The sequence below is a fragment of the Nonomuraea sp. NBC_00507 genome, from assembly GCF_036013525.1.
In the GTDB taxonomy this organism is placed as follows: Bacteria; Actinomycetota; Actinomycetes; order Streptosporangiales; family Streptosporangiaceae; genus Nonomuraea.
The window spans coordinates 4,623,968-4,648,609 of the sequence record NZ_CP107853.1; the positions used below are offsets into that span (position 1 = coordinate 4,623,968).

Consider the following 24,642-nt stretch of genomic DNA (forward strand, 5'->3'; position numbering starts at 1 on the left):
GATGATGGCGACGAGCGTTCTGGCGGTGACGGCATCCATCGGCGGCATCGCTGTTCGGCGGCGTGAAGGCCACAGATGAGCCACCACCGCACCCAGCAGGGCCACAGCGGGAGATGGCGTAATCCGCTTCACCGTGAAGCATCCGATGCTGAGAGCGATCAGGGGGCGCTGCTGGCCGAACGGTGAGGTCCGGGCGGCCGCCGCAGTTCATCCCGGTCCAGGTCGGCAATGGAATACTCCCGTTCATGCTATTTGGACGTCGGCAAGAGATCAGCGTGTTGACCGGGTTGCTGGAGGGCGCGGCGTCCGGGCGCGGTGCGGCTGTGGTGGTCCGCGGTGAGGCCGGGATCGGCAAGACCGCCCTGCTGGAATGGGCTCTGGAGGCATCGCCGGAAATGCGGGTGCTGCGTGCGACGGGCGTGGAGTTCGAGATGGGACTGCCGTTCTCGAGCCTGCACCAGCTGCTCGCGCCGCTTCTGAACCGGCTCGAACGGCTCTCGGCGCCCCAGCGTGAGGCGATCGAGGTAGCGTTCGGCCATCGTGAGGGTGTCGCGCCTGACCGGCTTATGGTCGGCATGGCGACGATGTCCCTCCTCTCGGAGATGGCCTCGGAGCGGCCGGTGTTGTGCGTCATCGATGATGCGCAGTGGCTGGACCAGGTCAGCGCTCAGGCACTGGCGTTCGCCGCCAGGCGGATCGCCGCCGAACGCGTGGCGCTGTTACTCGGCCTGCGTGACCCCGTCCGTGCTCCGGAGCTCGATCAACTGCCGTCACTGCGGGTGTCCGGCCTGCCCGATGCGGATGCGCATGCGTTGCTCGCCTCAGTGATCCACACCCCGCTCGATGAGCAGGTGCGCGAGCGCGTCCTCAGTGAGGCGCGCGGCAATCCGCTCGCTCTGGTCGAGCTGACGGCAGGCGCGAGTCCGACGGCGCTCGCGGGCGGGTATGGGCTGCCTCTAGGGGAAGGCGGCGCAAGCGAGGAGCTCTTCCAGCGGCGCCTTGCCGAACTACCTGCTCCCACGCGACGGTTGCTGCTCATCGCCGCGGCCGAACCACTCGGCGACTCGCTCCTGTTGTGGGCGGCGGCGCGCAGGCTCGGGATCGAGGTGGCGGCGGCCGCACCCGCCGAGGACACGGAGCTCCTGCAGATCGACGTCCGTGTACGCTTCCGCCATCCTCTCGTGAGGTCGGCCGTCTACCGCTCCGCCTCGCCGATGGATCGCCGGGCTGTGCACGAAGCGCTGGCCGAGGTGACTGACGTCCAGTCCGATCCCGACCGCAAGGCCTGGCATCGGGCGCAGGCCGCGCTCGGCCCGGATGATGATCTGGCGGCGGAGCTGATGAGATCGGCGGCCAGGGCGCGTACGCGTGGCGGCCTCGCGGCGTCGGCGGCCTTTCTGGAGCGGGCGGCCGCACTCACGTCCGAGGCAGGGCCGCGCCTTGACCGGGTGTTGTCCGCGGCCGGGACCAAGCTGGAGGCAGGTGCGCCGCACGAGGCGTCGGTGCTGCTTGGAACCGTGGATGAGACGGGGCTCGATCCCCTGCGACGCGCCCGGGTGGAACTGCTCCGAGGTCACGTCGCGTTCGCGGAGCGGCGAGGTGCGGACGCACCGGCTTTGCTGCTGCAGGCGGCCCGGCGGCTGGAGCCGGTCGAGCCCCGCATGGCGCGCGAGACGTATCTCGACGCACTGTTCGCCACAGTCATCGTCGGCTCGCTCGGCCCAGGTACGGACCGCGTTGCCCAAGCCGCACTCGCCGCCGTACCCGCGCCGGAGCCGCCCAACGCCGTGGATCTGGCCTTGGACGGTCTGGCGCTGGCCATGACCGGGGACCGCCGGCGTGGCACGCCGCTGTTGCGGCGGGCGCTGGCCGAGGGCGGCGAGGATGTGTGGGGCAGGCGAACCCAGCTAGTCGCCGTGGTGGCGATGGAGATCTGGGATCTCGACCTTTACACGTCCATCCTGGAGCGGCACATCGAACGTGCGCGTGTGCTCGGCGCCCTCACCTCCCTGTCCCAGGCGCTGAGCACGCTCGCGGCACCGCACCTGCGCATGGGACGGTTTGAAACGGCGGAGTCGCTGCTGGAGCAGGCACAGGAGCTTGTCATGGTAACCGGGACCGCCCCGAGCTACCCCCACCTGACCCTCGCTGCATGGCGGGGCAGGCCCGAGCTGGACACGCTGGTGGAAACCACGGTCAGAGACGCAACGGCGCGGGGTGAAGGCATGCTGGTGGCTTTTTCGCACTTCGCCCTCGCGCTGCACCGCAACGGCTACGGAGACTACGGCGGTGCCTTGGCCGCCGCCCGCTACGCGGCGTCCCACCTGGTGTTCCTCTTCAGAGGCCTGGCGCTGCGCGAGCTAGTCGAGGCAGCGGCGCGCGCCAACGCCCCGGAGATCGCGGCGGAGGCGTACGCGGCACTGCGTGAGAGCACGAGCGCGTCGGAAACGGACTTCGGAGCCGGTACCGAACATTGTTGTGCGGCACTGGTGTCCAGCGGACAAGAGGCCGAAGAGCACTACCTCGCCGCGCTGGAGCTCCTGCAGCGCAGCGGATGCCTGGCTGACCTCGCCCGGGCTCGGCTGCTGTACGGCGAATGGCTGCGCAGGGAGGGACGGCGCTCGGACGCCCGCAAGCACCTGCGCGAGGCGCACGCGTCGCTGTCACAGATGGGAGCCGAGGGATTCGCCGAGCGGGCCGCCCGAGAGCTCAACGCGACAGGGGAACGTGCCCGTAAGCGCAATCCCAGCACCTTCAGCGAGCTGACGCCCCAGGAACTGCACATCGGCCGCCTCGCCTCAGCCGGGGCGACGTCCAAGGAGATCTCGGCTGAGCTGTTCCTGAGCCCACGTACGGTCGACGCGCATCTGCGCAACGTCTTCCGCAAGCTCGGCATCACCTCACGCCGACAGCTCCGCGGCACGCTGCCTCAGGACCGCTGAGGCAGGCGCCCGGGGACCGGCAAGATGGTGTCTACATATCGGCACCGTCGACGCCTGATCGCGCGGCATCCAAGCGCCGCCCCGGCTTTCCTGCAGCGGCCACCAAGGCTTGGGTCTGGCCCTTGTCCCTCCATTCGCTGGGGGACATGCCGTAGACGCCGCGGAAGGCGCGACTGAAGTGGGCGGCGTTGATGAAGCCCCAGCGTTGGGCGACGGCGGAGATGGTTGGGGCGATGCGGCCACGGCGGGTGAGTTCCCGGCTGCATTCTTCCAGGCGGCGTTGCTGGATCCAGCGGCTGATGGTGGCCTCCTGGGTGGCCCACAGCTTGTAGAGGTAGCGCAGGGAGATGCGGTGCGCTGCGGCGATCGATACGGGCGAGAGGCTGGGGTCGGCAAGGTGCTGGTTGACGTAGTGGCGGATGCGCTGGACGAAGGCCTGAGCCGCGTGGTCATCCGCGTTGGCCGTCCGGGCGTCGCTCTGGCCCGTGATCATGGTAGCCAGTAGATCGCTGACATGGCCGCCCAGGCGTTCGCCGACTGTGGGCGGGTGGTAGGTGGTGGCCAGGGCGGACAGGAAGGGCGACAACAGTGCGGCCAGCCCCTGGCGAGGATGGATGGTGGTCGCGACGATCTGGCGGACGTCGTGGTCGGGGACGGCCAGGACGTGGCGGGGTAACTGGAGGATGTGTATGCGGGCTCGTTCGGGGTGGTCGAGGGTGAACGGGCGGGTGGTGTCGTAGAGCACCAGGTCGCCGGGGGTCAGTTCGGCGGTGCGGGTGTCTTGGGTGAGGCTGGCGCGACCGGTGGCCTGGAGGCCGACCGCGATGAGCTCCGGGGTGGCCGCGGTGATGAGGTCGGGGGTGCGGGTGACGGTTTCTGGATCGGCTTCGATGGTGGAGACCTGCAGGAAGCCGCACCGGTCGGTGGTGATGGTGGCGCAGAAGGAGCCGGCGTTTCGGGGGGTGGCCGTCATGGGAACGAGGGTGCGGGTGACGGCGTCGTTCCAGTAGGCGACCTTGTCGGCCTCAGCGACGGAGGCGGTGTCGAGGACCAGGCTCATCTGTCTCCCTGGAGGTGGCCAGCGGAGCCGGCTGAAGGGGCGGGTGTGGCGTGGTGAGGGAGTCAGCGCGGTCGCCCGGTCCAATGCTGGGAGCCGCGCCGTAGGTCGCCGAGTTCCCTGTCGCCGCGCAGTGTTCCTCACGGTCTGGCAGGCGTTCACAGTGTCCACGTTCGCGGAGCTCCTTCGGCGGCGCCGTCCTGGCTGATTTCCTGCTGTCGCCACGTTCGCACCGACGCAAGGGCTTCGCGTCGGCGAAAATTACTTAGCCCCCGGCGCGTCGCTGCGCCATGGACGGCCAGCCGTACTGACCGCAAGGAGCCTGGCGTTGACGCAGGGGCTACCGACCTGGCCGTGGTTGGCGCGGAACTCGTCGAGGGCCTGCTGATTGCCGTCACTTCTGTACCTCGGCACCCAGCTCGTCGGCCACCTCAGCCGAGGCGGCGGGATCGGTGAAGGGATCTCCGGCCGCCACCAGCACCCAGGCCGGGCGCGGGCACGGGGCCCGTCACCCGCCAGTGGCGGCGACGGCAGGGCGGATTACCTCGTGCTCTACAACGGCGGGTCCGTCCGCGCCTGGCTCAACCAAGGAGGCAACACCGGCCAGTCCTGAACCCCGGACCGGTCGTGATCGGCCTGACCGGCACCGTGGGCAAGACCACGACCAAGAACCTGCCGGCTCAAGTAGTCGAACAGAGCGCTCGAACCTGGGTGTCACCGTCCACTGGGTCGCGGACGCCGCCGGGTCGATCTCATGCCTGCGCCGGTACTCCGAGCAGGGCGATGGCCGCCTCCCGGGCCTCGGCACTGATGGGCGCCGGGGTGAAGGTCGCCGGATCAAGGTTGACGTTGACGCGGCGCCCTTCGGCGTGCACGACCGCCTGATCGGACGAGAGCACCCGGAATCCGTAGATCACGCTGCTGCGTCCGATCTTCTCCAGCCAGAAGTGCACAAGCGGCTCCGAGACCCCCGTGATCGGCACGTGGTAGGTGATGTTGAGGTCGCGGACGACCAGGATCACCTCCTTGAACGCCGCCTTCGCGGGATCGGTGTCCCAGCCATGCTCGTTCCAGTAGGCACTGATCGCGCGGTCGAACAGCAGGATGTAGTGGGAGTGGTGCAGCATGCCCATAGGGTCGAGCTCGTCGAAGTGGACCCGTACGGGTGCGATGTGGCCATGCGATGGAGAGATCATCGAGATGTCCTTCGTGAAAGAGGGGCGTGGCAGCGGGCTGACCGGACGGGTGAAGGTCCTTCCGGTCGGGTGCCCCGCCTTCGGGTCACGTCCGCGTGTCAGGCGGCGTCCGGCCGCCAGATCCAGTTCCGCCGGCTGTACAGGGGGCGGAACCCGGAGCGGAGGAGATTGTTCAGCGACGGGTTGGACTCTCCCTGGGCGGGCAGGCCGGTCTCCGCGATCAGCCAGCGGCAGCCCGCCTTCGCGGCCTCCTCGGCGCGTGTCGCCAGAAGGGCCGACTGCGCGCCCTGGTTACGGTGGCCGGGCAGCGTCGCGCCGGCGTTGAGCGAGCCGATCTCTCCACGGACGAGCAGGGTGCCGGTGGCGACCATCGCGTCGCCGTCCCACGCAGCGAACGGGCGGACGTCCGGGTTGGCGACGCTGCCCGCCATCATCTCGGCGAACCCGTCCTCGGGCATCCCGAATCCGCGGAACGTCACCGTCGCCCATTCCAGGGCGCTCTCGGGGGCGACCGGCGAGACGCGCAGCGTGCTCTGGCCGGCCCGGAAGTCCTCGACCGGGGCGGCCAGCTTCACCCAGTACGAATCTGGACGCAGGCCGTATTCTGCGCAGATCTCGTTCCAGTTCGGCGGCAGGGCCGACGGGGCGATCTGGACGACGGCACCCTTGCTGTCCTGCGCCCGGTAGAAGTCCACCACTCGGCCGATGAGATCGCGCGTGACCGGCTCGGCGAAGCCGAATCCGAGCGCCTTGCTCCAGAAACCCGTGGGGTCGTTGCCTACCGACAGCGCCACCCCACCGCCGATGCGCGTCGTGGCGATCTGCAGTCTGGACTTGATGGACGGCGGTGCCATCGACACGAGCTGGTACATGACCTCCGCCTCGGTGCCTTCGGCGAGGGCGGCTGGCAATGTGTCCATGTACATAATCCTTGCTGATGAAGAGGTGGATTTCCGGCGGCCAGGCCCCGCTCCGATCACGACGGCATTCCTGGTCACGCTGATCACCGTCGAGCCTGTGGCCGCTCGTTCTCCAGTCCAGGCACTACCCACTCTCTGTCCACCAGCGTGGCAGCTCGCGGTCGAGCAGGCGAACGAGAAGTGCGTGGTCAAGGGTCTGCAAGAACGACAGCGACTTCTTCAGCGCCCTCCTCCAGCATCAGCTCGTTGGCCTGCTTACTGAGCGGCCCCGCGACGAGCGCGCGGGCGCGCAACCTGTGGTTGGCAAGAAGAGCAACCGGGGGAGTCGTCCAGTGAACGGTCAGAGTCCGCATGCTCGGCACCCGCGCCGGGCAGGTCGCACGCCAGGTCGGCCTCTCCTGCCCGTTGCGCGGCAATCCCAGGAGGAATGATGAGCCTGGTCCTGGACACCGCCACCGTCTCGGACTCCGACAAGGTCGCCTACTGGAGCGAAGCGCTCGCCCGTGCGTTCGTCGCCGTGACGGTCACCCTGCGGGACGCCGGATCGTTCTCCGGCACCATCACCACCGGCTGGTGCGGCTACCTGCAGGTCTCCACCGGCCCGACGTCGGTGATGACGGTCTTGGGGCGGGTCCCGTTACGCGAGCTGCCGTCGATGCCTGGATCACAGTACTCATCAGGTGCGTTCTCCTTGATCAGGAGTTACACCGAAAACCCGTACAGTCCCGGGCGCCACCCTCGCCGGGCGGTTCCGTGGCGGGCGGGCAACTAGTGGCCAGCGATTGAGCTGTCGAGTGGACATCCAACCCACCTAGCTTGCCTCCGGTCCGGAGTGAAAGCCACTACGAGGGTTTGGAGTTTCCGTTGATAAGGAAGAGCAGTGCTGTACTGTCCGGTGTGCTGGCCATGGGCGCGGTGTTGGGAACCAGTGCGTGCGGCGCGGACAAGACTGAGGCCACCGGTGGTGCCGGGAACTGCGACACGAGCAAGGGCACGCTCGTGGTCGGCGTGATCGCGCCCATGTCGGGCAAGCTGTCGGCGATCGGGCTGGGCATCCGCAATTCCGTGCAGCTCGCGGTCGAGCAGGCCAACGAGAAGTGCGCGGTCAAGGGCTATCAGCTCACGATGGACGCGCAGGACGACGAGGCCAATCCGGACAAGGGCGCGGCGGCGGCTCAGCGCTTTGCGGACGACGTGAACGTCGTGGGCATCGTGGGGTCGTACAACTCCGGGGTGGCCAGGGCCATACAGCCCAAGATCGCCTCCTCCAAGCTGGTGCAGGTCTCGCCCGGCAACACCGATCCGGCACTGTCCAGGGGGGCCGACTTCGCCACGGCGCCGAAGCGGCAGTACGAGAACTATTTCCGCGTCGTGGGCACCGACGATCTGCAAGGCCCCTTCAACGCCCGCTACCTGGTGGAAAAGGAGGGCAGGAAGAAGATCGCGATTATCACCGACGGCAAGGCCGTGGGTGAGAGCAGTGCGACGGAGTTCGCCAAGGAGGCCGAGCGGCTGGGGGCCGAGATCGTCATCCGCGAGAAGGTCAATGAGAACGACAGCGACTTCTCCAGTGTCCTGACCAAGGTGAAGGCCCGACAGCCGCAGGCGATCTTCGTCGGGTCGGAGTACCACATCGCGGGACCGCTCAGTAAGCAGGCCAAAGACCTGGGGCTGGCGGTGCCGATCTCGGGCACGGACGGCCTGTTCGACCCGCAGTTCATCGCGCTCGGCGGTAAGGACGGCGACGTCGCGACCTCGGTCGGCGCGCCGATCGAGAAGCTCGATAGCGGCAGGGCCTTCGTGGAGGCGTACAAGAAGAAGGGTTTCGCTGACGGGTTCGGCGGTTTCGGAGCGTTTGCCTACGACGCGGCCAACGTGATCATCTCCTTGGTCGGCAAGGTGACCGCGAACGGGGTTTGGACGGGTTCGCCGGAACAGCGCACCGAGCTGGTCAAGCAGGTCCAGGGATACAAGACCGACCGAGGCGCCAACGGGCTGGTCGGCTTCGACAAGTACGGCGACAGCGTCAACAAGATGTTCACGGTCTACACGGTCACGTCCGGGGCGTGGAAGGACGTGCTGAGCGGCCAGTTCGAAGCGAAGTGAGCCGTGGCGACCCTGGCTCAGCAGATCGTCAACGGCCTGGTGCTGGGCGCGCTGATCGGACTGATCGCGCTCGGCTACACCATGGTCTACGGCATCGTCCAGATGATCAACTTCGCTCATGGTGAGGTGTTCATGGTGGGCGCCTTCGGCGCCCACTTCACCTACCGCCGGCTGCTGCCGGAGGGAACACCGTGGTATGCGGCCCTGCCGGCGATGTGCGCCGCGGCGGCGGTGGTCTCCGTCGCCGTCGCGGCGGCGATGGAGCGGTTGGCCTACCGGCCGCTGCGGGGCGCGCACAAGCTGGCGCCTCTGATCACCGCGCTCGGCGTGTCGATCCTGCTGCAGGAGGTTGTCCGGGTCTTTTACCCGGGCGCGACAGCGCCGCTGGCGTTCCCGCGGGCCTTCGCCGACGGCCATCTGGTCGTCGGGCCCGTGATGGTCCTATGGACCGGAGTACTGGCCTTGGTCGTCGCGCCGCTGCTGGCCGCGGTGGTCCATGTGTATGTGGAGCGGTCACGGCTCGGCCGCGCCATGCGGGCCACCGCGCAGGATCCCGACACCGCCCGCCTGATGGGCATCAACCTGGACCGGGTGATCCTGGCGACGTTCGTGATCGGCGCGGTCCTCGCCGGAGTCGGCGCCGTGCTGTACGGCATCCACTACACCCAGATCGACACCGCGATCGGCTTCCAGAACGGCATCTTCGCCTTCACCGCCGCCGTGCTCGGCGGCATCGGGAACATCCGCGGCGCCATGCTGGGCGCCTTGTGCATCGGTCTGGTGAAGTCGCTGGCCGGCCAGTACGCCTGGGGCGGCGCCCAATACGACTACGTCTGGGTCTTCGTGCTGCTGATCTTGGTGCTCATGTTCCGTCCCCAAGGATTCCTCGGCCGGCCGGAAGGGGTGCGCGCATGACACTGGAGGATTCCCAGGTCCACGATCTGGCAAGCGAAGTCTCCGCCGGCAGGCAGCTCCACGACGGCCGGCGGAGCGTGCATCGAGTGCGGCGGCTGTTCCCGGCGGCGGGTGCCGCGCTGGTGGTGGCGGGAGCCCTGCTTCCCTGGGCCGACACCGTGCTACCCGGGGGTGCCTATCCCGACCGCGCCACGCTGCAGTTCTTCGACGCCCCGCACCTGGTCACCGGGTTCCGCCTGCACCTGGTCCTGCTGGGGACGGCGGCGTTGCTTCCACGTGCTCGCAAGCCCGCGGGCATCGGCGTGATCGTCATCGCGCTGGTTCACGCGGCATTCCTCACCGGCCTGGGCGCGCTGTCCATCGGCGGCCCGGTCACGCTGGCCGGAGGCACCCTCCTGTTGTGGGCGAGCCGTACCGCACCGCGGCCGGAGTGGAAGGTCCCGGGCCGCGCCATCGCCTGGCCGGCCCTGATCACCGCCTTTGCCGCGCTGTTGTGGCTGGTGTCGGCGATGCTGACCGCGGGCGGGCAGAGCAGGGCGACGAACCCGTACGGCGGGGCGGAGTTCCTGGCGTTCTGCGGCTTCGGCCTTGCTCTGGTCGGCACGTTGTCCGCCTACGGGGTGCTGGCCTGGCTCGCCACCTTGACCGAGCGGCACCGGTTCTTCAGCCTCACGATCCTGCTCGCCTGCGCGATGATGCTGCCGTTCACCGAGGCGGGCACGGGCTACTGGATGACCGTGGCCTCCAGCATCGGCGTGTACGCGGCCACCGCGGTCGGGCTCAACATCGTCGTCGGTCTGGCCGGGCTGCTCGACCTCGGCTACGTGGCCTTCCTCGGCATCGGGGCCTTCACCGCGGCGAACCTGGCCCACACGCTCCCCTTCCCGGTGGCCGCCCTCGCCGGCGCGGCGACCGCCGGTGTCTTCGGCGTGGTGGTCGGCTCGCCCACGCTGCGCGTGCGCGGCGATTATCTGGCCATCGTGACGCTGGCGTTCGGCGAGATCTTCTTCAGGGCGGCGCAGAACGACATCGGCGGCCTGACCGGCGGCGCCAACTCCATTCCCGGCATCCCGCCGATCGCCATGTTCGGCCAGGCCTTCGACCAGCCGGTCGGCTTCCTTCCCGCGGGTTCCCTCTACTACGCGCTCGCCGTGCTGATGGTGGCCGGAGCGATGCTGGCGCTGGCCAACGTGAAGCGCAGCCGCACCGGGCGGGCGTGGATGGCGATCAGCCAGGACGAGGACGTCGCCAGGGCCATGGGGGTGCGCACGGGCCGGGCCAAGATCCTGGCCTTCCTGGTGGGCGCCACGCTGGCCGGTCTGGCGGGCGCGGTCTTCGCGCACAAGCTGGGCACCGTCGGCTACGAGAGTTTCGACTTCAGCGAGTCCGTCACCCTGCTGGCCGCGGTGGTCCTCGGCGGAATGGGCACCGTTCCCGGCGCGATCGTGGGCGCCTCGCTGCTGTTCGTGCTGCCGGAGAAGCTGCGGGAGTTCAGCGACTACCGGTTGATGCTCTTCGGCCTCGCCCTCATCCTGATCATGCGTTTCCGGCCCAAAGGATTGGTCTCCTCATGACCTTGACCGCAAAGAGCGTCTCCATGGTCTTCGGTGGGCTCGTCGCGCTGGATGACGTCACGCTCACCGTACCCGCCGATCGGATCGTCGGCCTGATCGGCCCCAACGGGGCCGGCAAGACCACCCTGTTCAACTGCCTGACCGGCCTGTACGCCCCGACGGCCGGCCGCATCCTGGTCGACGGACGTCCCCTCGTGGCCGATCCCGCACAGGCGGCCCGCAGCGGGGTGGCGCGGACCTTTCAGAACATCCGCATCTTCTCCGGCATGTCCGCCCTGGACAACGTCCTCGTCGGCCGGCACACCCGGATCAAGCAGGGCCTGCTGAACGCCCTCCTGCACGGCCCCGGCTTCCGTAAAAGCGAGACGGAGGCGGTCGAGCGGGCCCGCGCCGAGCTGGCCTTCGTGGGACTCGATCCCGACGGCGGCACTCTGGCGGGCAGCCTGGCCTACGGTGACCAGCGCCGTCTGGAGATCGCCAGAGCGCTGGCCGGCGACCCGGCGGTGCTCATGCTGGACGAGCCGACCGCAGGCATGAACGGTCTGGAGACGGACGGCATCCGCACGCTGATCGGCGCCATCCGGGACCGCGGGATAGCCGTGGTGGTGATCGAGCACGACACCAAGTTCATCTTCTCCCTCTGTGACCACGTCTACGTGCTGGTGCGTGGGCGGATGCTGGTCGATGGCCCACCAGAGGCCGTACGCACCGATCCCCGCGTCATCGAGGCCTATCTGGGAACGATCGAATGCTCGAAGTGAACGGACTCTCTGTCGCGTACGGCGCCATCGAGGCGGTCAAGGACGTCACCTTCACCGTCCAGGAGGGGCAGATTGTCTGCCTGGTCGGCGCCAACGGCGCGGGCAAGAGCACCACGCTCAGGACGGTGTCCGGGCTGCTGCGTCCGCGCCGGGGCGAGATCCGCTTCCGGGGCGAGCCCATCCACCGCCTGCCCGCACACGCCGTGCTGGCCGCCGGCATCGCGCACTGCCCGGAGGGCCGCAGGCTGTTCGCCGCCATGAGCGTCGAGGAAAACCTGCTCCTTGGCGCCTACCTGCGGAGGGACCGCGACATCGCGGCCGATGCAGCCCGCGTCTACGAGCTCTTCCCCGTCCTGGGGCAGCGGCGCACCCAGCGGGCGGGACTGTTCTCCGGTGGCGAGCAGCAGATGCTGGCGATCGGCCGGGCCATGATGGCCAGGCCCAAACTGCTCATGTTCGACGAGCCCACCATGGGCCTGTCCCCGATCATGATCCAGCAGATCCTGGACACGATCGCCGTGCTCCGCGACCGAGGGACGACGATCCTCATGGTCGAGCAGAACGCTCTCGCGGCGCTCACCCTGGCCGACCACGGCTACGTGATCGACCTCGGCCGCACCACTCTCTCGGGCTCCGGCCGGGACCTGCTCGCCGACCACCGCGTGCGAGAGGCATATCTCGGCCAGTAGGCGTCGGGCTGCCGCCGCCGCATCAGCCCCACCGTGGTCGGCCTGGCCGGCTCCATCGGCAAGACCACGACCAAGAACCTGCCGGCCCAGGCGCTCGAACGGCATGCGCCGACGATCGCGCTACCTGGTATTAAGGCGCACCGGAGCTGGGCCGTTTCCGGTGCGGACCAATATGTCGTCACCCCCGCGTTCATTGCGCGCTCTATGACGCAGGTGAATGTGTTGAATGATGCATGATTTGGCGGGTTGAGAAATTGTCTGAAGATAGATTCAGAACATCGGGGAATGACAAGAAGAAGTCCGGGCGGCTGGGCTGGCGCTTGCAGGCCGCACGTGAGCTGGCATTCGTCGGGCGGGACGAGGAGCTGGCGGTTTTCAGCGTGGCGTTGTACGGCGGCAGTTGCAGCGTTCTGTACGTGCATGGTCCCGGCGGCATCGGGAAGTCGGCGCTGTTGCGGCGGTTCGCGCAGAAGGCGGCGGCAGCGGGGAGGTCGGTCGCCAGGATTGACGGGCGGATGCTGGACCCTTCACCGGCGGCGTTCGAGGCGGAGGCCGAGCTGGTGCTGCACGATGAGCACGCGGTGCTGCTGATTGACGCCTTTGAGCGCATTCAGGTCTTGGGGGGATGGCTGCGGGAACGGTTCCTGCCGCGGGTGCCGGTGGGGGCGCTGGTGGTGATCGCGGGACGGATTCCGCCGGACCTGCAGTGGCGGGCCGATCCTGGATGGGAGGGAGCCCTGGAGGTGATGGTGCTGCGTGACCTGGTGCCCGGGGATGCGAACGATCTGATGGACTCCTGCGGCGTGGCGGCCGGACTGCGTGAGCCGTTGCTGGCCTTCGCCGGCGGGCATCCGCTGGCGTTGCTCCTGGGCGCGGCGGTGGGGGTGAAGAACGGCGGAGCCGGCAGGCGGTGGACGCCGCACCAGGATGTAGTGGCCACGCTGCTGGATCAGCTCGTGGGAGAGGTGCCCTCGGCGGCGCATCGGCAGGCTCTGGAGATCTGCGCGCACGCGTACATGACGACGGAGGATTTGCTGCGGGCGGCTTTGCCGGAGGATGCCGGGACGTTGTTCCGGTGGCTGCGGCGGTTGCCCTTCGTGGAATCGAACAGTCTCGGGCTGTTTCCGCACGAGGTGGTGCGGCAGGCGCTTGAGGCTGATCTACGGTGGCGGGATCCGCAGGGATACGCGGCGATGCACGAACGCATTCACGCCCATCTGGCGGAGACGGTGCGTACGGCAGCCGATACCGACGTGCCGGCTGCTGTGGGGGCATTGTCCTATCTGCATTGCGACAACGGAGCGACGACGGTCGGCTCCCCCAACCGGCACAAGGAGGGGGAGATTCAGGAGGACGGCTTGCGGCCCGAGGACGTCGGCACGTTGCTCCGGGTGGCGGCGGCAGCGGAGGGGGATGCGTCGGCGGCGGGCGCCGGTTTCTGGGCGGAGCGTCAACCGGAGGCGTTCCGGATATATCGGCGGACCGAGACTGGTGAGCCGGTGGCTCTCTCCGCGTGGCTGCGTCTGAGGGAGCCCAATGAGGAAGAAATGGCGGCCGACCCGATTGTTGCCGGGATGTGGGCGCACACGCGCGCTACCGCGCCGTTGCGCGCCGGAGAGCATGTGGTCGTCAGCCGGTTATGGGTGTTGCCGGCTTATCGCGACAGATCGCCGGTGATGGATCTGATCCAGTGGCGCACCATCGGAAATTGTTTGCGGGCCAGGCGGATGGCTTGGTCGTATATCGCGATGCGGAGCCCGACTCCGGACCAGGTGGAATATCTGCGGCGTTATGACATGTACGACATCGCTGAGAGGCCGCAGCTGGCGGATGGCGCCTACAGCCTGTTCGCTCATGACTGGCGGGCGGTGCCGGCGCAGGCGTGGCTGGAGCGCTTGAATCGACTGATGACGTCGGGCCCCGCCGCGGATGTGAGGGCCACGACGGCGGGGCTGGCCGTGTTGTCGCATGAGGAGTTCGCCGAGGCGGTTCGTAAGGCGTTGCGTCAGCTTCCGCGGCTGGACGCGCTGGCGACTTCCCCGCTGACGCGCTGCAGGCTGGTCGTGGATCAGGGCGGGCAGGATTCGGCAGCGGCCTTGCGCGATCTGCTGCACCAGGCGATCAACCAAATGCGTGAGGATCCGCGCTCGGTCAAGTTCCACCGGGCCCTGTCCGCCACGTTCATGCGTGGCGTGCCAACCCAAGAACTGGCCGCCGAACGACTCGGCCTACCCTTCACCACCTACCGCCGCCACCTGGTCACGGGTGTCGAACGCGTCTCCGCGGATCTGTGGCGCCGCGAACTGTACGGCACGAGCACGGCGGCGAACCGGCCCACCTGATCGCCGGCTCAGGCCATGGCCGCCAGGAGCTCCGCGCGTGAAGGACCGGGGGCCACGAGGCCCGCGGTGTCGGCATCCGGCGTGACGTACCGCGCCGATGCACCGACGCCGGCTCCATTGGGGCTGCCGTCGCGAGGCCGGCCCTGCCGCATACCGTCCAGCAGGGCGAGGCGGTGCCGGTCCCAGCCGGTGAGCCGTTCGTACACGGGCGCGAGCGTGATCTGGACAGCCTCGTGGAAGCGCAGCGCCACCTGCTCGGCGTCGTCCACGGCCGCCGCACGCACCGTGTTGCGCAGCACGACGGCATGCTCGAACGCCATGGACAGGCCACGCACGAACAGAGGATTGGTGCTCGCCCAGGCGTCGCCGATCGCGAGCAGCCCGGTCGCGACCGGACGTCCGTCAGCCATGAGGCTGCGGCGGCTGCTACGGTCGGCCTTCATCGTCAGGACATCGCTGATGGGAATGCCCTCAGCCCAGGCTGCGACGTGCGGGAACAGCGCCGCGGCGCCTTGCCAGACGTCGTTGTGGCGCAGCCCGCGCAGCTGGTGGTCATGATCCGGTGCGGCGAGGACGACGGACCAGGTGCCGACGTCTCCAGGGAGCACCATGGTGGACAGCGAGTCGTGATGCCGCACCTCCCAGGCGCTCTGCCCGGGCATAGGCCCGGCGAAGTGCCGGGCGTGGAAGGCGAAACCGGCGCTCGCTCGCTCTTCGGCGATGGTGACGCCGTGCTCGCGCAACATCCTGCTGACCTGCCCGTGGCGCCCGGTGGCGTCGATCACGAGGTCGGCATGGACGCTGTCGCCCTGAGGAGTGACCACGCCGCGGATGCGGAGGGCCCGTCCTTCCGTGGTGCGGTCGGCGACGAGCCCGGCGACGCCGGCGCCTTGGCGGAGCGAGACACCGGGAGTCTCCTGGGCGACGGCGGCCAGCGCGGCTTCCAGGACGGGCCGCCGGACGGCTACCGTGTCGAAGTCGCCGTCCGGCCATCGGCCGGTGTCCGAGGGAACCCGCCACGTGCCGCCCGACCGGTTGACAGCCGCGGCTCCCGCGTGGCGCAACTGGGTGACCACATCAGGCAGGTGCGTGCGCAGAATCCGCCATCCCGCCGGCTCCAGCAGGTGCGGCATGCGGAACTGGCTCACTCCCGGACGTTGCCACAGCTCCCAGGCGCGGTGAAGGCCGCCTGAGCGAGCCTGGTCGCGCTCCAGCACGGTCACTTGGTGCCCATCGGCCCCCAGCAGGAGCGCCGCCACCAGTCCGGCGGGCCCGGCCCCCACCACCACGATCTCGGACATTCCTTTCCCCTTTCCTGGTATCCATCCAGGGCAAGGTTGATCCGGATGACCCATCAATCAACAGGCCAGACCGCCGCCACTTTCCGCTCGTTCGACTGCCGGCCGACCGGCTCCGCGGCGGTGTAGATCACGGTGAAGCCGTCGCCGCCCACCGGAGGCGACGACCGCGTGCGCGACCTGCCGGGGTCTGAGCCCGGTGGCCGCCGTGCGTCAGCCGGGGAGCTTGTCCAGTGTCTTTTTGACGATGGCCGACATGCCGAGGGTGCCCAGGAGGTTCGGGTGGGCGGCAGCCGGCGCAACACGGCCGTCGGCGGTGAACAGCGGCTCGATCACGCGCCCCTGTGCCCGGCACATGTCGTAGCCGATGGTCGGCGTGTAGGTGTCGACGTAGACGACGCCGGCCTTGCGAGCCTGTTCGGCGAGCGCGCTGTTGAGCCTCTTGGTGATGTTGCGCAGGTAGGCGAAGTCCCCGTCGGCGAAGGGCACCTGAGGCGAACGGCAGCTCTTGCCGCTGTCCGGCACCAGCGAGGGGTAACCGACCAGCGCGATCGTGGCCTTCGGACTCTTTCTCTTGATGTCCACCAACACCGAGGCGATCCGCGGCTTCAGCGCGTCGATGCGAGAGAGGATCTTGTCGGTGCCGCCCTGCTGGAACTTCTCGCGGCAGGGGTCGCCGGTCGGCTGCGTGGCCGCGACCGTGGCGCACGTGATGACGAGTTCCGCGAAGCCGATGTCATTCCCGCCGAGGGTCAGTGTGACCAGGCTGGTGTCCGGCTTGAGCGCCTTGATCTGGGGAGCCTGGCCGCTGTACGCGTTCCAGATGCTGCGGGTGGTGGCGCCGCTGCACGCGACGCTTGTGAAACTCTGCGACTTGTACGCACTGCGCAGGATGAACGGGTAGCCGCTCCTGGAACGGTCGCACGCCGCGTTCTCCACGCCGTCGATGCCATAACCGGAGGCGTAGGAATCGCCGAGCGCGACGTACCGCGCGCCGATCGCGTTGCTCACACCGGTTCCGGCGGCTGCGGCGGTTCCCGCCCCGGTGGTGATGAGCGTGGCACAGGCGCCGAGCACAGCGGTCGCCGTCGCGGTCACGCGCTGGACGGATCGCAAGCGGGTATAGCGGAACATGAAGTCTCCAGAGAGGTGAGCGTAAGAGGCATGGCCTGCCGCCGCTTGGCGGCCGGGGCCGTTGAAGCCGGTCGGCGGGGATCCGAGACGCTGGCAGGCCGGGATTGTCCTGCGGCACCTTCGCTCGGGAGACTGCTCATTCAGGAGTGCGTTTTATGACCATTCAGTGCTCACCTGGCGAATGCTCGCCGCCAAGCGGAGCGCCAGAAAGCTACAGTTAGCCCATGCATTCGGGGGATGAGCAGAACTTCGCGCTGCTGGGGCGACGGCTGCAGGCCGCACGGGAGCAGGCTTTCGTCGGGCGGCAAGAAGAGCTCACCGCCTTCGGCTCTGCGCTGCACGGCGGCGGCGTCGTGTACGTACACGGTCCCGGCGGAGTCGGGAAGTCGGCGCTGATGCGGCGCTTCGCACAGGAGGCGGCGACCGCCGGACGGCCGGTGACGGTGCTGGACGGGCGCACGCTCCAGCCGTCGCCGACGGCCTTCGAGGCCGAGGCAGGACCGGCGCTGCTCGACGAGCGCACAGTGCTGCTGATCGACACCTTCGAGCGCATCCAAGGACTGGAGGGCTGGCTGCGCGAGCGGTTCCTGCCCCGGCTGCCGCTCGGCGCGACGGTGGTGGTGGCCGGCCGGAACCCTCCGGACATGTTGTGGCAGGCCGACCCAGGCTGGACGGACTCGCTGCGGGTCATACCGCTGCGCGATCTCGGGCCTGAGGACGCCGCGGCGCTCCTGGACACCCGCGGCGTCGCCGCCGACCTGCGCGAGCCACTGCTCGCCTTCGCCGGCGGCCACCCCCTCGCCCTGTCGCTCGGCGCCGCGGTGGCGATCAAGGATCGCGCGGCGAGCTCCCGCTGGACACCCACTCAGGATGTGGTCGCCACGCTGCTCGACCAGCTCGTCGGCGACGTACCCAGCGATGCGCACCGGCATGCGCTGGAAGTCTGCGCGCACGCCTACATGACCACCGAAGACCTGCTGCGCGCCGTCCTGCCGGAGAACGCCGCGTCCTTGTTCGCCTGGCTGCGGCGGCTGCCGTTCGTCGAGTCCAGTGGCCTCGGCCTGTTCCCGCACGACGTGGTGCGGGAAGTGCTCGAAGCCGATCTGCGCTGGCGCGACGCGCGAGGGTACGCCGACATGCACCACCGCATCCACGCCCACTTGGCCGCCCAGATCCGCACCGCGGCGGACTCCGATGTGCTGGCGGCCGTCGGCTCGCTGTTCTTCCTGCACCGCGGCATCGGATCGACGGCGGAGTTCCACACCTGGCGGGGCGAGGGCGAGGTCTACGAGGACGCGTTCCGGCCCGAGGACACCGAAGCCCTGGTGCGACTGGCCGCCGAGGTGGACGGCGAGGAGTCGGCGGCCGGTGTCGCCTTCTGGACCGGCCGCCAGCCCGGAGCGTTCCGCCTCTACCGGCGTACGGAGACCGGCGAACTGGTCGGCCTGTGCTCCTGGGTTCGTCTGGACGAACCCAGGAGCGAGGAGGCGGCGGCCGACCCGATCACTGCGGCAGCCTGGGCGAACGCCCGCGCCATCGCGCCGCTGCGACCGGGCGAGCACCTGGCCGTCGGCCGGACCTGGGTGCGCGAGCCGTACCAGGGCATGTCGCCGGTGATGGACCTGATCCAGTGGCGGGCCATCGCCTACTGCCTGCGTGCGGACCGCATGGCCTGGTCCTTCATGGCCATGCCGAGCGAGGGCCCGATGCGTGACTATCTCCGGCACTACGACATGCACGACATCGGAGAGCACGCATGGCTGGACGACACCGATTACGCCCTGTTCGCTCACGACTGGCGGGCGACGCCCGTTCAGTCCTGGCTGGACCGGCTGAATCGGCTGCTGCTGACCGGCGCGCAGGACGTTCCGGCCATCCCGGCACCCGAGCTGGCGGTGCTGTCACAAGCGGAGTTCACCGACGCCGTACGCAAGGCCCTGCGCCATCTCTTCCGGCCCGCCGAGCTGAGCACCAGCCCCCTCACCCGCAGCAGGCTCGTCGCCGAACACCCCGTTTCCGACCCGGCCGAGGCCCTGCGCCTGCTCCTCGATCAAGCCGTCGACGACCTCGGCGGAGACCCGCGCGCGACCAAGTTCCAAAGAGCCGTCGACGTGACCTACCGCCGCGGCGCCCCCACCCAGGAGGCCGCCGCCGAACGCCTCGATCTGCCCTTCACCACCTACCGCCGTCACCTGCTGGCCGGCATCGAACGCGTCGCCGAAGACCTCTGGCACCGCGAGCTCTACGGAACGAACCAGAGCTGAGGACAAGCCGACGCGCGGCTACCGCGTGGCACGCCACATAGCGTGAGTGTCGGAGACGCTCTCGAACCGGTACGCGATCCCATCCCGCAGATGCCAGACGTGGACGAACCTGGCCGTCCCCACCTTGCCGCTCGCCCGGTGCACGCCCCGGGACTCGCCCACGACGAAGAGCTTGTCGCCGACGGCAGTGAACTCGAACGGGGTCATCTCGAAGTCTGCCCAGACGGCGGCAAGCGGCGCCAACGCCTCGCGGAGAACGAGCTCCGGACCGTAGTAAGTGCCACCGGTCTGATCGCCGGGGACCACCGTCCACTTGATGTCCGGTGCCAGGCGCTCGAGAACTGTCTCCATGTTGCCCGTGGCCAGCGCCGAGTAGATCTCGGCGACGGTCCGGCGGTTGGTCGATTCTGTCGGAGTGAGGGTCTTCGTCCCGGCTTCCATCACGTACATCTCCTAGGTGCTTTGCCAGGGCGACATCTGATCGCGAGGAACTGCCCAGTTCCCCAGACCGTCTGGCCGCCGATTCATGGTCATCCGGCGGCCGGACGTGGCTGCTGGAGCGAGAGGAAATCCAACAGCAGCCTGTTGACCTCTTCGGGGGCTTCGAGCGGCATCCAGTGACCGATGCCGTCCAGGCGCTCATAACGCCACGACCCAGTGACGTGCGCGGCGGTGCCGGTCATGGATTCCTCGGTGAGATAGCGGTCGCCGCCGCTCCACACGCCCATGGTGGGTACGGGGATGGGCGGTATGTCGGTAGGTCTGCCAAGCAGCATCTCCGGCGGCACGCCCTTGCGGTAGATCGCCAGTCCCGCCGTCAATGCCCGGGGATCGCGCATGCGGTCGATGACCTCGTCGGGTTCCGGGTGGGTGGACAGCCAGTCGCGCATATTCGTGAAGTCGTCCCGGCTCAGCCACTCCTCGGCGATCCCCAGGAACTGGAACAGCAGGAAGTACCAGGACTTCTCCCGCTGTTCCAGGCCGGCCGACCCAACGGAGCCGGGATGGCCGACCGACAGGCAGGCGAGACTGGTGACCCTGGTGGGCGCCGCGATGGCGGTCAGTTGCGCGAGGGTGGCTCCCCAGTCGTGGCCGACCAGGTGTGCCCGCCGTACATCGAAGTGGTCGAGGATGCCCAGCAGGTCACCGACGTGCAGGGCCAGATCGTAGCCGGCCACGTCCTGCGGTTTGCCGGAGGCGCCGAAGCCGCGCAGATCGGGGGCGATCGTACGGTATCCGGCGGCGTTGAGCGCGACCACCTGGTGGCGCCAGAGCGTGTGGGTGTCCGGGTAGCCATGCACGAGGAGGACCACCGGGCCCTCCCCGCTGACCTGGACCTCGAGACCGATTCCGTTGACCTCTACACGCATGACACGGTCCTGGACATGTGACTCCTTCGAGACGCAGAGCGCGAACGAGACCCACCGTGGACCCATCGTCTTGTCACTTCCCAGACCTTTCCCTGTCCACATTCCGTCCGGCGGCCTGCCGCTGGAAGGTCATGGGGACGCCGTGTCATCGCACAGATCGACAGACGCGTTTGTGCACGTCGTCGACCCATCGCGAATGTGTATAAATACACACGACTCTCGGGTTGTTCGGCGATATCTGGAAATCGCCCGCAGTTAGAGTCGATGCCATGCTTTCGGGGACGACGAAGAAGTCCGGGCTGCTCGGGCCACAACTGCAGACCGCTCGTGAGGCGGCGTTCGTGGGCCGAAAGGAGGAACTGACCGCTTTCGGCTCGGCCTTGTATGGCGGCGGCTCAAGCGTGCTGTTCGTGCACGGTCCCGGCGGGATCGGCAAGTCGGCGTTGATGCGGCGGCTCGCCGGTGAGGCGGCGGTGGCGGGCAGGTCCGTGATCACGGTCGACGGACGCACCATCGAGGCCTCGCCGGAGGCTTTCGAGGCCGAGGCCGGTCCGGTGCTGCGCGATCGACGCGCGGTCTTGATGGTCGACACCTTTGAGCGGATCCAGGGTCTGGAGGGCTGGCTACGCGAGCGCTTCCTGCCCAGGTTGCCGCTGGGGGCGTTGGTCGTGGTGGCCGGCCGGATACCACCGGATGCGGCCTGGCGGGCCGATCCGGCCTGGGCGGGCGCGGTGACGGTGTTGCCGCTGCGTGAGCTGGCGTCCGAAGAGGCCCGGGCGCTGGTGGACACCCGCGGGGTGGCGGTCGATCTGCAAGAGCCCTTGCTGGCGTTCGCGGGCGGTCATCCGCTGGCGTTGTCGCTGGCCGCGGCGGTGGCGGTCAAGGACCGGCAGGCCAGCCAACGGTGGCGGCCGAACCAGGACGTGGTGGCGACGCTGCTGGATCAGCTGGTCGGCGAGGTGCCCTCGTTGGCTCATCGGCAGGTGCTGGAGGCGTGCGCCCATGCGTACACGACCACCGAGGACCTGCTGCGCGCGGTCGTGCCAGGGGATGTGGGGCCGCTGTTCTCCTGGCTGCGGCAGCTGCCGTTCATCGAGCCGTGCAGGCTCGGGCTCTATCCGCACGATGTGGCACGTGAGGTGCTGGAGACCGATCTGCGATGGCGCGACCCGCAAGGGCACGCGGCGATGCATCAGCGCATCCGCGCCTTTCTCACCGACAGCGTACGAACTGTCCCTGACACCGACGTGCTCCCGGCGGTCGGGTCGCTGTTCTTCCTGAGCCGCGACAACCCGATGACCTCCGGGCCCTACCACTGGCGGGGGCATGGAGAGGTTCATGAGGACGTGTTCCGTCCTGAGGACCTCGACACGCTGGTGCGGCTGGCGGGCGTCGCGGAAAGCGAGGAGTCGGCGGCCGTGGCGGCGTTCTGGGCCGCACGCCGGCCCGAGGCCTTCCGCCTCTACCGGCGGACCGAGACAGGGGAGCCGGTCGCCTTCGACGCATGGCTGCGTCTGGAAGAGCCCCGCGAACACGAGCTCGCGGCCGATCCGATCGCGGCCGCGGCCTGGGCGCACGTCCGCACCACCGCTCCGCTACGGGCCGGCGAACACCTGGCGATCAGCCGTTACTGGGCCCTGCCCGGATATCGCGACAATTCGCCGGTGATGGATCTGATTCAATGGCGTATGATCGCCCACTGTCTCCGAGACGGGCGCATGGCCTGGTCGTGCCTGGCGGTCCGCGGCCCGGACGAGTCCAGGTCGTCCTACCTTCGGCACTATGACATGCACGACATCGCCGAACGGCCACGGCTGGGCGCGGACACCTACGGCATGTTCGTTCACGACTGGCGCGCGGTACCCGCGCATGCCTGGCTGGAGCGGCTGGACCGGTTACCTGCCGCCGGACCGCAAGAGCACGCGGACATGCAGCGGGCCGGGCTCGCGGTGCTGTCCCAGGAGGAGTTCGCGCAGGCCGTCCGCGCGGCGCTGCGCCATCTGTTCCAGCCCGGAGCGCTGGCCGCCAGCCCGCTCGCGCAGCACAGCCGGCTCATCACCGGGCACTCGTCGTCCGATCCCGCCGAAGCACTACGCGACCTCCTTGAGCAGGCGATCGAGAGCCTGCGCGACGAGCCGCGTGCGTCCAAGCCGCACCGCGCCCTGGATATGACCTTCCTCCGCGACGCCCCCACCCAGGAGGTCGCCGCCGAACGGCTCGACCTGCCGTTCACCACCTATCGCCGCCACCTGACCGCCGGGATCGAACGCATCTGTGCGGATCTGTGGCACCGCGAACTCCACGGATCGCGAACGACGGCTCATGGACAGGAACCAGCCAGAAAATGACCTGACACGTGAACCCCCGGATGGCTCATCCTGACGCGACACGACTACGAAGGGGTGGAAATGCGAGCAGTCTGGTTGAGAAAGTTCGGTGGGCCTGAGGAACTGGTCGCCGAGGAGACCCCGGACCCTGTGCCGGGTGCAGGACAGGTCTTGGTGGAGGTGGCGGTCAGCGGCATCACGTATGTGGAGACGCTGGTGCGGTCAGGCAAGGCCCCCATGCCGCTGCCCACGCTGCCCGTCATTCCGGGCAACGGCGTCGCGGGTACGGTCGTGGCGGTGGGACCGGGCGCCGACACCGCGCTGATCGGGCGGCGCGTGGCCACCACGACCGGCGGGTCCGGCGGCTATGCGGAGAAGGTCGCCGTGAACGCAGTCTCGGCCATTCCCATCCCGGACCTGCTCGGCTTCCAGGACGCGGTGGGCCTGGTGAACGACGGGCGCACGGCCTTGGGGATCGCCCGCGCCGTCGCGCCGAAGACCGGGGAATGGGTTCTGATCGGGGCCGCGGGCGGAGGCGTGGGCAGCCTGCTGATCCAGGTGGCCAAGCGAGCCGATGCGCGGGTGGTGGCCACCGCGAGCTCCGAAGCCAAGCTCGACCTCGCCGGCCGGCGGGGTGCTGACGTCTCGATCGACTACAGCCGGCCAGGATGGGCGGAGCGCGTACGGGAGGCGACCGGAGGCGCGGGCGTGGACGTCGCGTGCGACGCGATCGGCGGCGACATCGGACGCGCCACCTTCGACCTGGTCGCACCGGGCGGCCGGTTCATCGCGTTCGGCGTGGGCAGCGGGACGCTGACCCAGGTCTCCGAGGAGGAGGCCGCCGCGCGGGGCGTCACTCTGGTGCCGATGGGCGCGGCGTTCCCATCGCCCACGGTCATGCAGGAGCTGTCCGTGCAGGCGCTGGCCGATGGCGCCGCGGGGTGGCTGCGACCGGCCATCGGGCAGACGTTCCCGCTGGAGCGGGCCGCCGACGCCCATGCCGCCATCGCAGCGCGTGCGGCACTGGGCAAGACTCTGCTGATCACCTGAATACCGGCATTCCTGGCCTTCGTTCGCGGAGCATGGATCGGCCGGAGATCGGCCTGTGAAATGAACAGCGTCGAACGCGAACCTGGTCCACGCGATGCTCGCGCTCCGGGACGACCACCTCGAAACCCTGCGCGGCCAACCGGTCCCGATAGAACGATTCCTCCATCGTGAAGCGGGTCCCCAGCAGGCCGATCTTGCCACACCTAAAGTGATTACTCCCGCACGCACCGACACCGAGCGACTGCTTGAGCGGGTGCCTGGAAGGACCTGCTCAAGCACGGCCGGGAAGGAACGAACGAGCGACCTTCGAAGGTGATGCGGTCGGCGCGGGCTGGCAGGTAGGTCGGCAGGGTCCGGGCGTCGTGGAAGGCGGCCTGGTAGGGATGGTCCTGGATGCTGATCAGGTCGGGCCGAACTTCTTGGCCAGGACCGCGAACGCGATGATGTGCAGATGCCCGATGATGCCCATCGTCAGGGCCGCTGGCGTGGCCGTGGTTGTCTGATGTGCCGCGCGGGAGAGGTGCACACCAGCGCGATCATGATCTTCGATGTTGCCCAACCGCGCAGAGCGCTCAGGGCGCGAGTTGCCTTCATGGCATCCTTCTCTCGATTCGTCATGAGACTCGGTCGGCGGGCATGGGGATGTCCGGCTGACCGAGCCGCGGCCCAGAGGTACCCCAATGCAAAGGCTCAGCAT

General features: G+C 68.8%; 21 protein-coding genes. 13 read left to right on the forward strand and 8 right to left on the reverse strand.

Annotated features, from left to right (window positions below; genetic code table 11):
- The first annotated feature begins 245 nt into the window (after nt 1-245).
- The gene (locus tag OHA25_RS22930) at nt 246-2,942 is read left to right on the forward strand and encodes a helix-turn-helix transcriptional regulator (protein WP_327589541.1); all 2,697 of its coding nucleotides are present in this window, start codon (nt 246-248) and stop codon (nt 2,940-2,942) included.
- Between the two features lie 31 nt (nt 2,943-2,973).
- Here the strand turns inward: OHA25_RS22930 and OHA25_RS22935 are convergent, their stop codons facing one another.
- On the reverse strand, nt 2,974-4,002 hold the full coding sequence (locus OHA25_RS22935; protein ID WP_327589542.1) for a helix-turn-helix domain-containing protein: 1,029 nt from the start codon (nt 4,000-4,002) through the stop codon (nt 2,974-2,976).
- A gap of 385 nt (nt 4,003-4,387) precedes the next feature.
- On the opposite strand from OHA25_RS22935, the gene OHA25_RS22940 reads away from it, so the two are divergent.
- Nucleotides 4,388-4,612 (forward strand): hypothetical protein, encoded by a 225-nt coding sequence (locus OHA25_RS22940; protein ID WP_327589543.1) that lies wholly within the window; start codon nt 4,388-4,390, stop codon nt 4,610-4,612.
- Nucleotides 4,613-4,751: 139 nt separating this feature from the next.
- On the opposite strand, the gene OHA25_RS22945 is transcribed toward OHA25_RS22940, so the two are convergent.
- Nucleotides 4,752-5,195: an acyl-CoA thioesterase gene (locus OHA25_RS22945; protein ID WP_327589544.1), complete on the reverse strand. Its 444-nt coding sequence runs from the start codon at nt 5,193-5,195 to the stop codon at nt 4,752-4,754.
- 98 nt (nt 5,196-5,293) lie between these two features.
- Entirely contained in the window at nt 5,294-6,115 is an 822-nt protein-coding gene (locus tag OHA25_RS22950; protein WP_327589545.1) for a GNAT family N-acetyltransferase, read from the reverse strand.
- 430 nt (nt 6,116-6,545) lie between these two features.
- Here OHA25_RS22950 and OHA25_RS22955 point away from each other — a divergent pair, with 430 nt between their 5' ends.
- The 8 genes from OHA25_RS22955 to OHA25_RS22990 all read left to right on the forward strand — a co-directional run bounded on the left by OHA25_RS22955 (nt 6,546) and on the right by OHA25_RS22990 (nt 14,502).
- Nucleotides 6,546-6,887, forward strand: coding sequence for a hypothetical protein (locus OHA25_RS22955; RefSeq protein ID WP_327589546.1), 342 nt, complete (start codon nt 6,546-6,548; stop codon nt 6,885-6,887).
- 92 nt (nt 6,888-6,979) lie between these two features.
- Nucleotides 6,980-8,221 (forward strand): branched-chain amino acid ABC transporter substrate-binding protein, encoded by a 1,242-nt coding sequence (locus tag OHA25_RS22960; RefSeq protein ID WP_327589547.1) that lies wholly within the window; start codon nt 6,980-6,982, stop codon nt 8,219-8,221.
- A 3-nt stretch (nt 8,222-8,224) separates the two neighbouring features.
- Entirely contained in the window at nt 8,225-9,136 is a 912-nt protein-coding gene (locus OHA25_RS22965; protein WP_327589548.1) for a branched-chain amino acid ABC transporter permease, read from the forward strand.
- Nucleotides 9,133-10,710, forward strand: coding sequence for a branched-chain amino acid ABC transporter permease (locus OHA25_RS22970; protein ID WP_327589549.1), 1,578 nt, complete (start codon nt 9,133-9,135; stop codon nt 10,708-10,710). The genes OHA25_RS22965 and OHA25_RS22970 overlap by 4 nt, the downstream gene beginning before the upstream one ends.
- On the forward strand, nt 10,707-11,471 hold the full coding sequence (locus OHA25_RS22975; RefSeq protein WP_327589550.1) for an ABC transporter ATP-binding protein: 765 nt from the start codon (nt 10,707-10,709) through the stop codon (nt 11,469-11,471). Before OHA25_RS22970 ends, OHA25_RS22975 begins: the two co-directional genes overlap by 4 nt.
- Complete coding sequence (locus tag OHA25_RS22980) at nt 11,459-12,160, forward strand: ABC transporter ATP-binding protein (RefSeq protein WP_327589551.1); 702 nt, start codon at nt 11,459-11,461, stop codon at nt 12,158-12,160. Before OHA25_RS22975 ends, OHA25_RS22980 begins: the two co-directional genes overlap by 13 nt.
- A 33-nt stretch (nt 12,161-12,193) precedes the next feature.
- On the forward strand, nt 12,194-12,397 hold the full coding sequence (locus tag OHA25_RS22985) for a hypothetical protein (protein WP_327589552.1): 204 nt from the start codon (nt 12,194-12,196) through the stop codon (nt 12,395-12,397).
- The gene (locus tag OHA25_RS22990) at nt 12,394-14,502 is read left to right on the forward strand and encodes an ATP-binding protein (protein ID WP_327589553.1); all 2,109 of its coding nucleotides are present in this window, start codon (nt 12,394-12,396) and stop codon (nt 14,500-14,502) included. Before OHA25_RS22985 ends, OHA25_RS22990 begins: the two co-directional genes overlap by 4 nt.
- 8 nt (nt 14,503-14,510) lie before the next feature.
- Here the strand turns inward: OHA25_RS22990 and OHA25_RS22995 are convergent, their stop codons facing one another.
- The gene (locus tag OHA25_RS22995) at nt 14,511-15,803 is read right to left on the reverse strand and encodes an NAD(P)/FAD-dependent oxidoreductase (RefSeq protein ID WP_327589554.1); all 1,293 of its coding nucleotides are present in this window, start codon (nt 15,801-15,803) and stop codon (nt 14,511-14,513) included.
- A 210-nt stretch (nt 15,804-16,013) separates the two neighbouring features.
- Entirely contained in the window at nt 16,014-16,934 is a 921-nt protein-coding gene (locus tag OHA25_RS23000; RefSeq protein WP_327589555.1) for an SGNH/GDSL hydrolase family protein, read from the reverse strand.
- 224 nt (nt 16,935-17,158) lie between these two features.
- On the opposite strand from OHA25_RS23000, the gene OHA25_RS23005 reads away from it, so the two are divergent.
- Nucleotides 17,159-19,198 carry an ATP-binding protein gene (locus OHA25_RS23005; RefSeq protein WP_327589556.1) on the forward strand — a complete coding sequence of 680 codons (2,040 nt, stop codon included), beginning with the start codon at nt 17,159-17,161 and terminating at the stop codon, nt 19,196-19,198.
- An 18-nt stretch (nt 19,199-19,216) separates the two neighbouring features.
- Here OHA25_RS23005 and OHA25_RS23010 read toward each other — a convergent pair whose 3' ends face one another.
- Nucleotides 19,217-19,639, reverse strand: a complete 423-nt coding sequence (locus tag OHA25_RS23010; protein ID WP_327589557.1) for a nuclear transport factor 2 family protein — start codon at nt 19,637-19,639, stop codon at nt 19,217-19,219.
- A gap of 89 nt (nt 19,640-19,728) precedes the next feature.
- Complete coding sequence (locus OHA25_RS23015) at nt 19,729-20,568, reverse strand: alpha/beta fold hydrolase (RefSeq protein WP_327589558.1); 840 nt, start codon at nt 20,566-20,568, stop codon at nt 19,729-19,731.
- Between the two features lie 269 nt (nt 20,569-20,837).
- Between OHA25_RS23015 and OHA25_RS23020 the strand changes: the two genes are divergently transcribed.
- Nucleotides 20,838-22,916 (forward strand): ATP-binding protein, encoded by a 2,079-nt coding sequence (locus OHA25_RS23020; RefSeq protein ID WP_327589559.1) that lies wholly within the window; start codon nt 20,838-20,840, stop codon nt 22,914-22,916.
- A gap of 75 nt (nt 22,917-22,991) precedes the next feature.
- On the forward strand, nt 22,992-23,945 hold the full coding sequence (locus OHA25_RS23025; protein WP_327589560.1) for a zinc-binding dehydrogenase: 954 nt from the start codon (nt 22,992-22,994) through the stop codon (nt 23,943-23,945).
- Between the two features lie 400 nt (nt 23,946-24,345).
- Here the strand turns inward: OHA25_RS23025 and OHA25_RS23030 are convergent, their stop codons facing one another.
- Nucleotides 24,346-24,504 (reverse strand): hypothetical protein, encoded by a 159-nt coding sequence (locus tag OHA25_RS23030; protein WP_327589561.1) that lies wholly within the window; start codon nt 24,502-24,504, stop codon nt 24,346-24,348.
- Nucleotides 24,505-24,642: the final 138 nt, after the last annotated feature.